Origin of the sequence: Streptomyces flavovariabilis, from assembly GCF_000725785.1 — a bacterium.
Lineage (GTDB): Bacteria > Actinomycetota > Actinomycetes > Streptomycetales > Streptomycetaceae > Streptomyces > Streptomyces hawaiiensis.
The window spans coordinates 17,246-31,158 of the sequence record NZ_JNXD01000038.1 but is presented as its reverse complement, the minus strand read 5'-3'; the positions used below and the strand labels follow the sequence as shown (position 1 = coordinate 31,158).

Genomic DNA, 13,913 nt, shown 5'->3' with positions numbered 1-13,913 from the left:
CGCTACGAGCGAAAGGCCGAACACTTCCTGGCCTTCGTCGGCATCGCCGCAGCCCTCATCAGCTACCGCCGACTCACCAAGTGAAACAACGTCTAAGCGCACAAGCTCGGCGGTTGTTCCGTCTCGAGGACGACGGTGGCGGAGCGGAGTACGCCCGTGGCGTCGTCGCCGCCCGCGTTCGGGTTGTAGCCCCACAGGTGGTGGCCGTCCGGGTCGTCCGCCGTCTCGGCCTGGTAGAAGGGTCCGCCCCAGCCCCAGTCGGTACGGGTGGTCACGTTGGCGTCGCCGAAGGTGGTGCCGGAGACGACGGTCCATCCGGTGAGGTCGCCGGTGGCGAAGTCGTGGTTGGGAAGGGCGTCGACGTTCGTCGGGCGCGGCGGGTCGTAGGCGGCCGGTGCGACGGACGTGTGGTAGGCGCCGTTCATGCGCCAGACGTCCAGGGAGACGACCCGGGCGGAGCCACCCTCGCTGGTCAGCCGCAGGCCGGTGGCGTCCTTCCGGGTCGGGTAGACGCGGCTGGTGAGGCTGTTGGTGCCGTTGACGTACGCCTCCAGCATCGAACGGTCGAGCAGGACTCTCAACTTCAGCTTTTCGCCGTCGAGTTCGACCGTGCCGCCGTGGATGCCCTTGCGGACGTCCGGGTCGAGGCTGGAACGGCCGCGGTCGATGGAGAAGCGGTGCTTGCTCGTGTCATAGGAGAGCAGAGTCCGCTCACTGCCGTCGGCGCTCGCCCGGACGGCCAGGGTGACGGTCGTGGCGTCGCGGGGCTCGATGACGGCCTCGATGTCGAGCATGTCACCGGAGACACCGGCGAGTTGGCGGTCGGCCTCCTTCACCGAAGCCTGACGGATCTTGACCAGCCGCCGGCCCCGCAGTCCGGCCGCCTCATCGATCGGCTCGACACCGAGGGTTCCGTCCTGGCGCAGCGAGACGCTGACCGGCATACCGGCGTTGTGGGCCCAGCCGGACTGGGCGTGCTGCTGTTCGCTGCGGCGGTCCTGGGTGATGCTGAAGAGCACCTAGCGGCCGTCGGGGGTGACGAAGCCGGACGGGCCGGTGAAGTGCTCGCCGAAGTCGAACTCGCGGGGCTTGTTGTGGTCGGGCACGAAGCGGAACGCGCGCTTGTCGAAGGTGCCGATCCAGTAGTAGGTGTGCTTGACGGCGTCAGGGTTGAACGCCTCCCACCAGGGGCTGACCAGCAGGATGTGCTTGCCGGTGCGCTTGCCATTCGGTCCGGGGAGCGGCAGGAGCACCGGCAGTTCCCAGACCTCTCCGGGCTCGGGGACCTTCGCGAGGTCGTTCCGGTGCAGCGGACCCCGGTACGTCCAGGGTCCCTCGGGCCTGCGCGCGGTGTAGACGAGTGCGGTTCCGCCGTGCTTCTTGGTGACCTGGGCGCCGCTGTAGTCGACGATGCCGCTGCCGACCAGCTGATACCAGACGCCGTCCTCCTCCCAGACGAACGGGTCGCGGAAGTTCTCCGCCCACGCGGTGCCGGGGCCGGCGGGGAGACCGGCCGGGGCCTCGGTGACCGGCTCGGACTTCATGGTCCAGGTGGGCAGGTCCGTGTCGCGGTCGGTCTTGTACGAGGACACGGCCATCCCGGTGCGCTGACGGTAGGGCAGCCAGTCGTCGCCGGTGAAGAAGAGCACCGGCCCCCGGTCGCCGTCGACGTACGCCGAGCCCGACCAGATCCCGTCCGGCCCGACCGAGTCCCCCGCCGGGGCGAGGGCTATGGGCATGTCCCGCCAGTGCACCATGTCGGTGCTGACGGCGTGTCCCCAGTGGATCTGGCCCCAGAACGGGCCGAGTGGATCGTGCTGGTAGAAGATGTGGTACTTGCCCTTGAAGTACACGGGTGCGTGCGGCTCGTTCATCCAGTGCCAGGGCGGCAGCATGTGGAACTGGGGGCGGTGCCGGTCGCCGTCGAATCGGGACCGGTTCAGCGTCAGGTCCGGGCGGGGCACGCGGTTGCCCGGCAGCGCGGCGACCCTCTCGGCGTGCTCCTGCTGGGCGGTGGTGTCGTCCAGGGTGCCGGGGCGGATGACGAGGCTGTCCATCAGGCCCATGTACATGTTGGCGTGGAACTCCCCGTTGAGCAGGGTGGGCCGGTTGTGCCGGCCGATCAACAGCGGCTCATGGGGGCCAGTTGGGGATCCTTGTCGGGAGTGGTGGCGGTACCGATGAGGCGGCCGTCGCGGTAGAGGCGCAACTGGTGTGCGGCCGGGTCGTAGCTGGCGGCGACGTGGGTCCATCGGCCCTTGGTGGCCGGCTGGTCCTGGACTCCCTTGACCTCGATCAGGTCGGTGCCGAAGCCGAGTTGGAAGACGATCTGGCCGAAGCGGCGCAGGCCGAGCAGGAAGCCGGTCTTCGCGTCCGGGTTGTGCTGGTTGACCAGGGCCTGGGGTTTGCCGTCGATGCCGTGCTCGTAGGCGTAAGGGGCGATCCACGCGTCGACGGTCAGGCCCTGGGCGGGGTCCAGCTTGCCGGGGCCCTTGGCGGTGACGACGGTGGAGTAGCCGTCGAAGTACAGCGCCCGGCCGCGCACTCCGCGCCGCCGGACGGGGTCGGTGTCCGGCTTGTAGCGGGCGTCTTCGAAGACGTAGTCGATGGGGTCTGCGGAGCCCGAGACCGCCTCCCGGGCGACCGTGCCGCCGCGCTCGTCGAAGTCCCAGCGGGCGGTGGGACTTTGGGGACCGCGTCGGCCCTCCGCGGCGGCGGAAGCGGAAGCGAACGAGAGCGGTACGACGGCCCCGCCGATGGCGGCGGACACGACGGTGAGGGCTGTTCTTCTCCTCATGGGCGGGCTCCTGGATGGTGCGCGGCAGGTCTGACGCTCTGCCAAATCGGTTTAAGCGAGATGGCTCGGCATCGTTCGCGCCCCGCCCCTGCTAACGCAAGGGCTAATGCATACCGTTTTACCTGGTGGATGCAAGAGAGGCGGACAAATCGCCATATACCTCCCCGGTTTCTCATTCGAGATGTCTGCGGTGTTGACATCCGACCACAGGCGCATCAATCTCTTCGCAACTTGCTAATCCGATTTAACAACGGAGCTGAGCAGCGTGTCTGAACGTCGTGTGACCATGGCCGATGTCGCCCGCCATGCGGGCGTCTCGCCGACGACCGCGTCGTTCGCCCTGTCCGGTCGCACCGACATGCGTATCTCCGACGCCTCCCGCCAGAAGGTGCTGGACGCCGCGAAGGAGCTCGGCTACCGCCCCAACGTCACCGCGCGCAGCCTGCGGACGAAGTCGACGCAGACCATCGGGTTCGTTTCGGACCGGATCACCACGACACCCTTCGCGGGCGAGGTGATCCGCGGCGCGATGGAGGCCGCCCGGGAGCGGGACAACCTGCTCTTCATCACGGAGGCGGGCGGCGACCGCGACGCCGAGTCCTCGTTGGTCCACGCGCTGCTGGACCGCCAGGTCGACGCGGTGATCTACGCGTCCATGTTCACCCGGTACGTCACTCCGCCCAAAGAGCTTTTCGGGCGCCGCGTGGTCCTGCTGAACTGCCTCGCCCCTGGCTTCGACGCGCCGTCCGTCGTCCCGGACGAGCTGGAGGCCGGCCGGGATGCGGCCCGCGCCCTGCTCGCGGCCGGTCACACCGAGGGCATCTGGGCGATCGGCGGCCACCAGGCCGTCCCGGCCACGCCCGAGGGGATCATCGCCGGCAACGAGCGCATGCGTGGTCTGGAGGAGGTACTACGGGAGGGCGGCGCGCGCCTGGACGGTGTCATCGAGTGCGACTGGGACACGCCGGACGGCTACCGTGAGGTCTCCGCGCTGCTCGCGGCGGGCCACCGTCCCCGGGCGCTGGTGTGCCTGGCCGACCGGGTGTCCCTCGGCGCCTACCAGGCGCTCGGCGAGGCGGGTCTGTCGGTGCCCGGCGATGTGTCGGTGGTCTCCTTCGACGACCAGGACATCGCGTCCGTACTGCGCCCGGCGCTCACCACGCTGAAGCTGCCGCACTACCAACTGGGTCGACTCGCCGTGGAGCTCATTCTCCGCAGGGGGCCGCTCGAAGCAGTCGTCCACCGTGTGCCCATGCCGCTGCGGGAACGTGCCTCCATCGGCGCCCCCGCCGGGGGCTGACACCGGGCACCCGAAGACGGTTGTCCCGCCGCCAGGAGCTCTGACCCTCCGGGCGGCGGGACGACCACCAAGAACAGCGACCGTCGCAACCGGTCGCCAAGGCGGGTCCGGCAAGACCCGTCTCAGTGAGATGGAGGAACCCTCGTGGTGTTCAGAACCAGGCGCCTCGCTGGTGCGAGTGTAGCTGTGGCAGCGGCGACCGCGCTGGTCGCCGGATGCGCGACCGGCAGCGGCGGCAGCACGTCCGGAGCCGACGGCGACACACTGACCCTGTGGACGCACAACGCCGGCAACTCGACCGAACTTGACGTTGTCAAGAAGATCATCAAGGACTTCAACGGCTCCCAGAGCAAGTACAAGGTCAAGCTCCAGGCGTTCCCGCAGAGCGACTACAACAACTCCGTCGTCGCCGCCGCCTCGGCCCGCAAGCTGCCGTGCCTGCTCGACGTGGACGGGCCCAACGTGGCGAACTGGGCGTGGGGCGGCTACCTCGCCCCGATCGACGTCTCCGGCAGCGAGGTACCGCTGTCCGACCAGCTGCCCAGCACCGTCGGCCGCTACAAGGACAAGGTCTACGGCTTCGGCTTCTACGACGTGTCCCTGGCCTTCTTCGCCCGCAAGTCGGTGCTGAACGAGAACGACATCCGCATCCCCACCATGGACAAGCCGTGGACGAAGACCGAGTTCGACGCGGCGCTCGCCAAGCTGAAGAAGAGCGGGAAGTTCACGTACCCGCTGGAGATGGGCACCGGCGGCACCGGTGAGTGGTGGTCGTACGCGTACTCCCCGCAGCTGCAGAGCTTCGGCGGTGACCTGGTCAACCGCGACGGCTACAAGACCGCCTCCGGCACCCTCGACGGCAAGAAGTCCGTGGAATGGGCTACCTGGTTCCGATCGCTGGTGGCCAAGGGCTACATGTCCAAGAAGTCCGGCGCCGACCCCAACAAGGACTTCCTGGCCGGCAAGAGCGCCATCCAGTGGGACGGCAGCTGGAACGCGACCAAGAACGCCGACAAGCTCGGCGACGACCTGGCGATCATCCCGCCGGTCGACTTCGGCCGCGGTCCCAAGATCGGCGGCGCCTCCTGGCAGTGGGCGATGAGCTCCAGCTGCTCCAACAAGGACGGCGCGCAGGCGTGGCTGAAGTTCTCCCGCCAGACCAAGTACTTCGTCGACTACGCCAAGGCCACCGGCACTCTCCCGGGCACCGAGGCCACCGCGAAGCAGATCGACGGCTACCAGCCGGGCGGGAAGTTCAACGAGCTCGTCCAGTTCGCGCGCAAGTACGCGGAGGTACGCCCGGTGACCCCCGCCTACCCCTACATCTCCACCGAGTTCGAGAAGGCGGCCCAGGACATCCTGTCCGGCGCCGATCCCGAGAACGCTCTGGGTCAGGCGGCGAAGGACATCGACAACAACCTGAAGACGAACAACTACAACGCCGGCTGACCCTGCTCCGGTCCGGTTCGGGCCCCGACCGCGCCTCCTCGCGCGCCCGAACCGGACCGGCTCCCCCTGGAGCTACCGTGACCACCATGATCGCAGCCCTTGAGCGGCTGCGTCCGGTCCGGCGAACCCGAACGACCAACGCACGCCGCCGTGAGAGCCTCACCGCCGTCGGCATGGCCACTCCGGCCGTCGTGCTGCTGATCGTCTTCCTCGTCGTACCGGTCGCCCTCGCCTTCGCCCTGGCGTTCACCGACGCGAGGCTGATCTCACCCACCCCGGCCCGCTTCGTGGGCCTTCGCAACTTCACCCAGCTCTTCGAAGACCCGGTCTTCTACAAGTCCCTGCGCAACACGGCGTACTTCGCCGCCGTCGTCGTCCCGCTGCAGGCCGGGCTCGCCCTGGTGCTGGCGCTGCTGGTCAACGCGAAGGTGCGGGGCGTCAACTTCTTCCGCACCGTCTACTTCCTGCCGGTCGTCACCTCGATGGTCGTCGTGTCCCTCCTGTGGACCTTCCTCTACCGGCAGGACGGCCTGGTCAACCACGTCATCTCGGTGCTCACCCTCGGACACCTCGACGGCCCGGACTGGCTGGGCAACCCGGACACCGCCATGCCCGCCATCATCCTGATGTCGGTGTGGCAGGGCGTCGGCTTCCACATGATCATCTGGCTGGCCGGTCTCCAGACCATCCCCGCCGAGCTGTACGAGGCCGCCGACCTGGACGGGGCCACCCGCTGGCACCGCTTCCGCCACGTCACCTGGCCAGGACTGCGCGCCACCCGCACCTTCGTGCTGGTCACCATCACCATCGCGGCGTTCAGCCTCTTCACCCAGATCAGGGTGATGACGCAAGGCGGCCCGCTCGACTCCACCACCACCGTCGTCTACCAGGCCGTGCACACCGGCTACGACCAGCAGCAGACCGCGTACGCCGCGGCCATCTCGCTGATCTTCTTCGTGCTCGTGCTGGCCGTGTCCCTCGTCCAGCGATTCCTGACCCGGGAGAAGGACTGACATGACCTCCGTCCTCAAGCACCTCGGCGGTCACGTCGGCCGTGTCGTCCTGGCCCTGGTCTTCGCGCTCCCACTCGTCTTCATGCTGATCTCGTCGTTCAAACCGGACGACCAGATCTTCAGCGACCTGGGCTCCCTGCGCGCCTTCCTGCCGGTCGGCGCCCTGTCGCTGGACAACTACACGGCCGTGTTCGAGCGAGTCCCGGCGGCACAATTCCTGCTGAACTCCGTACTGATCTCCTCGATCACCGTCGTGCTCGGCATCATCGTCAACAGCATGGCCGCCTTCGCCCTGTCCCGCATGCGCTGGCCCGGCCGCAAGCTCGTCCTCACTGGCATCATCGCCACCCTCATCGTGCCGTTCGAGACCTTCGCACTGCCGCTGGTGTGGTGGGTCAACCAACTGCCGCTGCTCCGCGTCAACGGCTTCCACCTGGAGTGGACCACCGGCTGGATGGACACCTACCAGGTCCAGATCGTGCCGTTCATCGCCAACGCCTTCTCGATCTTCTTCTTGCACCAGTACTTCCAGAGCATCCCCAAGGAGATCGACGAGGCGGCGATCGTGGACGGCGCCGGCTGGTTCACCATCTACCGGCGCATCGTCATGCCCCTGTCCGGCCCGGCCGTCGCCACCGTCGCCATCCTCACGTTCCTTCCCGCCTGGAACTCCTACCTGTGGCCGCTGATGGTCGTGCAGAGCGAGAACCTGCGGCCGGTGATGGTGGGCATCTCCTACTTCTTCCAACTCAACGTGGGCTGGGGCCAGATCATGGCCTACTCCTCCATGATCACCGTGCCGATCCTCGCCCTGTTCGTGGCGTTCCAGCGGTCGTTCGTGAACAGCATCGCGTCGACGGGCGTGAAGGGCTGAACCCGCGCAACGCACCGCGTTTCTCCACCCCTCTTCTTCCCCGTGTGCTTCACGCACCCCAAGAAAGGCCCCGTGTGTCCCCGCCGCCTGCTGACCCCCACCTTCCGGCCGTGCATCTGCGCCCCCCGCTCAACTGGATCAACGACCCCAACGGGCTGGTCTTCCACGACGGCCACTACCACGTCTTCTTCCAGTACAACCCGTACGGCCCGCGGCATTCGAACGTGCACTGGGGCCACTACCGCAGCCCCGACCTGATCAACTGGGAACCTCTCCCGGTGGCCCTCGCCCCCACCCCCGGCGGCTACGACGCCGACGGCTGCTTCTCCGGAAACGCGGTCTCCGACGACGGCCGCATGGTGGCTTTCTACTCGGCCCACCGCACCGATCGCTGGTGGCAGCCGGTGACCACCGCCGAGTCGTACGACGGCGGAATCACCTGGGCCAAACGCCCGGAGCTGCTCATCCCCGAGCCGCCCGCCGACACCACCATGTATCGGGACCCCTACGTCTGGCAGCAGGACGGCCGCTGGCGGATGCTGGTCGGCTCGGCTCTCGCCGACAACCGCGCCGCGGCGCAGCTGTACGAGTCCGACGACCTGGAGCACTGGGAGTACCGCGGCCTCTTCCACGTCAGCGATGCCGCGGCCGACTCCGGCCCGGTCGGATGGGAGTGCCCCCAGTACGCGCCCCTCGGCGCCAGCGGCGTCCTGATCATCAGCGACTGGACCCCGCAGGGCGGCCCCAGCCACACGACCGTCCACACCGGCCGCGAGCAGGACGGACGCTTCACGGCGACCGCGGCCCCGGTGCCGCTGGATCACGGCCCCGACTTCTACGCCCCCGCGCTGCTGAGGGCCCCGGGGGAGGACCGCTGGCTGCTGTGGGGCTGGGCGTGGGAGGCCCGCGACGACGCCTGGGCGCATGAAGCAGGCTGGGCAGGCACCCTCACCCTCCCCCGCGAGGTGACCCTCGCCGCCGACGGAACGGTCGTCCAACGCCCCGCTCGCGAACTGCTCGCGCTGCGCGGCGAACGCGTACTGCACCGCACCGGGCACGTCACACAGTCCGGGGCCGCCGAACTCGGCCAGGTCAGCCGCACCTTCGACCTCACTGCCGTCCTGACCCCGGACACCACCGGCACCAGCGGCCTGCGCCTGGTCACCGCCGCGGACGACACCGAGTACCTCGACATCAGCCTCGATCCCACCACCGGCCAGCTCACCGTGGACCGCAGCCACGCGTCACTGGACGCGAGGGCACGAGGAGGCTCATATGCCGTCCCGTGCCCAGCCGCGACGACCGGCACCCCCGTGGAGCTACGCGTGATCGTGGACCGTTCGATCGCCGAGGTCTATCTCGGCGACGGCCGGGTCCTCACCCTCAGGTTCTATCCACTCGCCGAGGGACCCTGGCGACTGCAGGCCCGCACGACTGGCACGGGCAGCAGCGACTTCACCGTCGAGGCATGGAACCTGACCCCGGGCGGAATCCGTCAGGAACCGCTGCTGGCGAGCCAAGGGCAGGACGCGTAACGCGCCGCCTGTCCTACGTGTCCTCAAAACGCCGTCCTCACCTCGAAGCAGGTGAGGACGGCACCGTCGTCGACCTACCCGTTGACATCGGCGTACCGGCCGGACCCAGGCACAGGAGCCGCAGGCCCACGCCCTCCCCCAGAAAGGCAGAGAGTCACCATGCCCCGACACGGCTCCCCCAGCAGTGTCACCGTCCTTGACGAGTGCGTCGCCGACACCTTCGCCGACCCAGACCGGTCCAGCCTCAGCGAACTCGCACTGCGCGCCCTGCCCGGTGGCGGTCCCGCCAACACCGCCGTCGCCCTCGCCCGGCTCGGCACCCCCACCCGCTTCCTCGGACGATTCTCCAACGACGTCTTCGGCGCCCTCTTCCGAGACCGCCTTAGCGCCTCCGGCGTCGACCTGACCGGTAGCGTAAGCGCCCCCGAGCCCAGCACGCTCGCCGTCGCCGACCTCGACGAGACCGGCCAGGCCACCTACACCTTCTACGCCGACAACGCCGCCGACTGGCAATGGACCACCGCCGAACTCGCCGCCACCCAGCAGGACGACGCGGTCTGCCTGCACACCGGATCCCTGGCCCTGGTACGCCAGCCCGGTGCCGGCCACATCGAGGACCACCTCGCCAGTGCCCGCGAGCACGTCACCGTATCCATCGACCCCAACGTCCGCCCCCTGCTCGTCCCGCCCTCGGCCTACCGAGAGCGGCTTCCTCGCTGGTGCGCCCTCGCCGACATCCTCCGCCTCAGCGAGGACGACCTCGCCCTGCTCCTCCCCGGTGCCGGCCTTGAAGAGGCTTGCGACACCTGGCACAGCGCCGGCGCACGCCTCGTCGTCATCACCCTCGGCGGACGCGGCGCACTCGCCTCCCTCGATGGCCACCGCGTCACCGTCCCGACCCCGGCCATCGACATCGTCGACACCGTCGGCGCCGGAGACTCCTTCACCGCCGGCCTGCTGCACCGCCTCGCCGCCGTCGGACACCTCGGCGGACGACTCGACCGGCTGGGCCTCGAAGACGTCGCCGACGCGTGCTCGTTCGCCGCCCACGTGGCCGCTCTGACCTGCTCCGTCCCCGGCGCGAACCCGCCCAGGGCAGAACACCTGGCGACCCCGTTCCTCTCCAGGGAACGCCGCTTCACCAAGTCGGCGTCCCGTCCACTTCCACCCTCGTGCCCTGACCATGACCGAACCGCACACGCAAGGGCAGTGCCGTAGCCGACGCCGGTGGTGACCAACATGGTCGAGCTGTCGGCGACCATCGCGTGGCGGTACAGGTTTTCCACTCGCCCAGCGCATTGCGAGCCCGAGCGCATGGCTGCTTTTGCAGGTTGCTTCAGGCTGTGGTCAAGCGGTCGAGCAGGTCACATGCGGAGTTCTGGAGTTCGGCGATGGTTGGGGCGAGGGCTCGTTGAGCAGCGACTTGGGCCGCGGCCAGGGCCGGTTGCCAGTGGGCGGTGTGTTCGACGTCGTGGTAGGCGCGTTGGGCCGCTGCCCGGGCGGCGTCGCGGATGGCAGGCGGCGAGTACTGGTTCATAGCTGTCCTGGAGTCCCGGACGGCAGCCCAGCCGGCGGCCTTGGCGCGGATCCAGACGTAGGGCCTGACGGCCGGGCCGACTGTGCGCCGGGCGGCTTCCTCGGCACTCCGGCGGGTCATGCGTTCGTCGGCCTTTCGCATGTCGCGTTCCCAAGGCGGAGCGGCCCGCTTGGCATCGCGGGCGGCCCGCCGCACCTCAGTGGGCGCGGCCTGCAAGATCTCCCGACGGGCGCGCCTTGCGGCCTCTGCTGCCATGTCTCGGGTGGCGCGGTGCTCGGCTTCCAGGATGTCGTTCCATCCGGCTTCCCGGGCGGCCGCATGAACTACCGCCTCCATGGCGGCCCCAGCATTCCCCATAGCGATCTGGACTATGTGATCGATCTGGCTGTCCGGGGCATCCGGGGCGAGCCAGGGGACGGCTTTGAAGGCATCGCGCACGGCAGGCCCCCCAGCCAGGGCCGCGGCGCGCGAAACGCATGCGTAGAAGTCCCGCCAGAGCATTCTGCGCTCGGGCAGCTGTTGGGGCATGATCGCATTCGCGATGACAGCGGTTGGAGGGGTAGGGAAGAAATGATGGTAACCGCGCATGCCGCAGACGAGTTCTGGCAGTCCCTCCAGCGTCGCCGTGTCCCTGCCCGCCAGCCGCAGCCACGCTGGCGTGTAGGTCCGGATCAACCAGTCGGCGCACATCCAGGCGCGAGCGCAGTCGGCAGGCATACAGGGAACATCTTTCATCTCCCCATCACCCGCGTAGGCGGCGAGGATACCGATTTGGCTGAGGTCAACGGCGCAACGCGTGCCAACGACCCGGCGGATATAGGGCCGCAGCAGCTGTGTCCGGTCCACGTCCGGCAAGGCGTCATTCCATGCCCGGCCGAAGATGGCGATCAGCGGGGACACACATTCAGGGTGATCCGACCATGCCTCCCCCGCGAAGTAGGAGACCGCTTCCAAGAAGGAAGCCTGACCTGATCCAGGTTCGTGCCTACCGGCGGCCAATTCGATCGTGTTCACATCAAACACGGATGCTCCAGCGCCCGTCCGAAGGGTTACATGCTCCCCGCCTGCGCCCCGCCCCCGGCATCCCGATCCAACGAGACTGGCCGAACTCGATACCGCCAACGGGTGCCACAGGCATCTTATTGATTCCGAAGCTCAATCGGTTCTATTCGAGGATGTAGCGGACGTGGGGGCCGCAGAAGCAGCTGCGGACGATGTGCGGCTGGCCGTTGGTGGCGGTGGAAGAACCTGCGGGATTCGGCGGTGAGTTGGGCCTGGTCACGGGCCCGGCTGTGCATGGGCAGAACAGTCCCACCATGTATACAGCCGTAGTCCCCATCGAGCTTGAAGGGCCAGGAGCAGGCCGTTAACTGACACCGTCCGCTGCACTTGCCCGTCCAGGGAGCCAGGGGAAACCGGGTCAGCGCGTTCAACCCCGCTCGCCTCGCGGGCATGGAGGCAGGTCGACCCCAGCCAGTCGCCCAGTACGGGAGCGGGATCGATGACGGGACTGGCCCGCGCCGCTGGCCGCGCCCCCGTCCACCTGCCAACTTCAGCCTGCGCCCGTAGGAATAGGGGCGGAGTCGGAGGCCACCGCGGCCGATCACGCTCTTGAAGCTCTGTTCCAGAGTTCCTGCCATGCGGAACATCAAGTCGTCGGTGAGATGGCCGAGGTCGATGTTGAGAAGGTTCCGCGGCGAAGGCTGCCGTAGCCGTGTGAGGGTGTAGGCGGACATTGCCGCCAGCGGGTAGAGCCACTCGGAGTGCGTCCGGGAGCAGTCCCGCCTCCCAGCGCATGGTGGCGACCGCGGTTGATCACAGTCCGCCGCAGAGCCGCAGTCCCTCGGGGCTGAGACACGGGAAGTGCCCCTGGTCGCGCACGACGTCCTGCCCGGCGCCGCGGGTCACGTAGTTGACGAAGCTCGAGGCGAGGGAGTCGGCGGGCGGGCGGCCGTAGGTGTAGGCGTACTCGATCTCCCGGTAGGGGTAGCGGCTGGTACCGATGCTCTCGATGGACGCGGTCTGCCCGTCGATGTGCAACGGGTGCAGACCCTTCGTGCCGGAGGCCGACCGCGGTTCGCTGTAACCGATCGCGCCGGGAAGCCTGGCCACCGTGCTCAGCACCTGTGCCGTGCTGTCGAGTTCACAGCGGATGACCGTGGCGTCGGGATCGTCCTTGGTCCGGCAGTCCCGGGAGGAGTTGGCGGGCTCATTGCGCTCCAGGACCCGGCGTTGAAAGACTTCGCGGGTGCCGGAATTGGCATCGCGGCTGACCAGGAGGATCGGCAGGCCCGGGCCGCCCACGTCCTTCCAGTTGCGGATCTCACCCCGATAGATCTTCCGCACCTCGGCCAGGCTCAGATCCTGCACCGTGACCCGGTCGTTCACCACCAGGGTGAAGACGGACACCGCGACGGGATTCTCGCGAAGCTCCGGGTAGCCGTTCGGCTTGGGACCGTCGGAGAAGGCGATCAAGGGCGGGGAATCTCCCGATGAGGCCGCATGGGCGCCGGCCGCGTCCAGCGCCCGGATGCCGGCAGTACTGCCGTGGTCATCCACCGCTATGTCCGAGCCCGGGCAGGCTCTTTCATAGCCCTCTGCCAGTTCCTCCGCCGCCGGGGCGAAGGCGGTGGATCCGGTGACGGTCAAGGTTCCTCTGGCGCAGCCGATGGGCAGCGGTACGTCGTTGCCCATGACGATGATGGAGGCGAGCGCGATGATGCACACGGTGGACAGCACCGTGATCAGGCGGGCCGGCCGACTGAAGAGCGGCGGTTTGTCGTCGACGGTCGTGCTCTGGTTGCGCTTCACCTCGCCGTCACGGATACCGCCGATCACCTCGACTTCGTCGCCGACCGCCCCACCGGTCATGAGAGCCAGCACTTTGAAATGCTGGCCCTTGTTGAGCGGGACCTTCGGGAGATACAGGGTGTCGCCGTCGTAGCGCAGTCCCGCGGCCGGAGTGAAGTGCCCCATCAGATGGGCGGCGTTGGCGGGCTGGGTGACCGCTATGCCGCGGATCGTACGGCCGGTGAAGACCGCGGCGAGGCCGTGGAGCTCGCGGCTGGTGTAGTCGTCGCTGGCGATGCTCTGGACACCGTCGTTCTCGATCCGCAGCAGCACGAGGGTGGCGTCGGACAGGTCGGAGAAGTCGTTGAACAGACCGAGCCGCACGTTGGTCCGTCTGCCGTTGCGGGCCTGGCTGCCGATGGGTGTGTCCATCTGGACGCGGAAGCCGATGCGTTTGCGGCGTGGAATCCGGCGCTCGTACCAGACCACGGCGACGGAAGCCACAAGACCCAGCACCGCCGTGCCCACCGCTATCGCGTTCTCAGCGTTCAGCCAGTCCACGAGTTCGCCCCCCGCTTCCGCGTACGTCGCACGCGCGTGCGCACACCGTATGGAGCG

At 68.4% G+C, this 13,913-nt stretch carries 11 protein-coding genes; 6 read left to right on the top strand and 5 right to left on the bottom strand.

Annotation, left to right across the window (positions count from 1 at the left end; genetic code table 11):
- Window positions 1–92: 92 nt before the first annotated feature.
- Genes IO24_RS42335 through IO24_RS42325 form a run of 3 tightly spaced genes read right to left on the bottom strand, consistent with a single transcriptional unit; the run spans window position 93 to window position 2,797 of the window.
- Complete coding sequence (locus tag IO24_RS42335) at window positions 93–1,019, bottom strand: GH32 C-terminal domain-containing protein (protein ID WP_051906017.1); 927 nt, start codon at window positions 1,017–1,019, stop codon at window positions 93–95.
- Entirely contained in the window at window positions 1,020–2,126 is a 1,107-nt protein-coding gene (locus tag IO24_RS42330; protein WP_051906016.1) for a glycoside hydrolase family 32 protein, read from the bottom strand. It lies immediately after the preceding gene.
- Complete coding sequence (locus tag IO24_RS42325; RefSeq protein ID WP_078899564.1) at window positions 2,123–2,797, bottom strand: LamG-like jellyroll fold domain-containing protein; 675 nt, start codon at window positions 2,795–2,797, stop codon at window positions 2,123–2,125. The genes IO24_RS42330 and IO24_RS42325 overlap by 4 nt, the downstream gene beginning before the upstream one ends.
- 265 nt (window positions 2,798–3,062) lie before the next feature.
- Here IO24_RS42325 and IO24_RS0138380 point away from each other — a divergent pair, with 265 nt between their 5' ends.
- The 6 genes from IO24_RS0138380 (at window position 3,063) to IO24_RS0138355 (ending at window position 10,186) form a co-directional block, all read left to right on the top strand.
- Complete coding sequence (locus tag IO24_RS0138380) at window positions 3,063–4,097, top strand: LacI family DNA-binding transcriptional regulator (RefSeq protein WP_234335384.1); 1,035 nt, start codon at window positions 3,063–3,065, stop codon at window positions 4,095–4,097.
- A 186-nt stretch (window positions 4,098–4,283) separates the two neighbouring features.
- Complete coding sequence (locus IO24_RS0138375; protein ID WP_234335383.1) at window positions 4,284–5,546, top strand: ABC transporter substrate-binding protein; 1,263 nt, start codon at window positions 4,284–4,286, stop codon at window positions 5,544–5,546.
- Window positions 5,547–5,632: 86 nt separating this feature from the next.
- Window positions 5,633–6,559 carry a carbohydrate ABC transporter permease gene (locus IO24_RS0138370; RefSeq protein ID WP_234335382.1) on the top strand — a complete coding sequence of 309 codons (927 nt, stop codon included), beginning with the start codon at window positions 5,633–5,635 and terminating at the stop codon, window positions 6,557–6,559.
- A gap of 1 nt (window position 6,560) precedes the next feature.
- Window positions 6,561–7,433 (top strand): carbohydrate ABC transporter permease, encoded by an 873-nt coding sequence (locus IO24_RS0138365; protein WP_031144242.1) that lies wholly within the window; start codon window positions 6,561–6,563, stop codon window positions 7,431–7,433.
- A gap of 110 nt (window positions 7,434–7,543) precedes the next feature.
- Window positions 7,544–8,968: a glycoside hydrolase family 32 protein gene (locus IO24_RS0138360; RefSeq protein ID WP_338055619.1), complete on the top strand. Its 1,425-nt coding sequence runs from the start codon at window positions 7,544–7,546 to the stop codon at window positions 8,966–8,968.
- Window positions 8,969–9,127: 159 nt separating this feature from the next.
- The gene (locus IO24_RS0138355) at window positions 9,128–10,186 is read left to right on the top strand and encodes a carbohydrate kinase family protein (RefSeq protein WP_078899563.1); all 1,059 of its coding nucleotides are present in this window, start codon (window positions 9,128–9,130) and stop codon (window positions 10,184–10,186) included.
- Window positions 10,187–10,304: 118 nt separating this feature from the next.
- Here IO24_RS0138355 and IO24_RS0138350 read toward each other — a convergent pair whose 3' ends face one another.
- Both IO24_RS0138350 and IO24_RS0138345 read right to left on the bottom strand, forming a co-directional pair.
- Window positions 10,305–11,405, bottom strand: coding sequence for a hypothetical protein (locus IO24_RS0138350; RefSeq protein WP_031144237.1), 1,101 nt, complete (start codon window positions 11,403–11,405; stop codon window positions 10,305–10,307).
- 915 nt (window positions 11,406–12,320) lie between these two features.
- Window positions 12,321–13,856, bottom strand: a complete 1,536-nt coding sequence (locus tag IO24_RS0138345; RefSeq protein ID WP_031144236.1) for a substrate-binding domain-containing protein — start codon at window positions 13,854–13,856, stop codon at window positions 12,321–12,323.
- Window positions 13,857–13,913 lie beyond the last annotated feature (57 nt).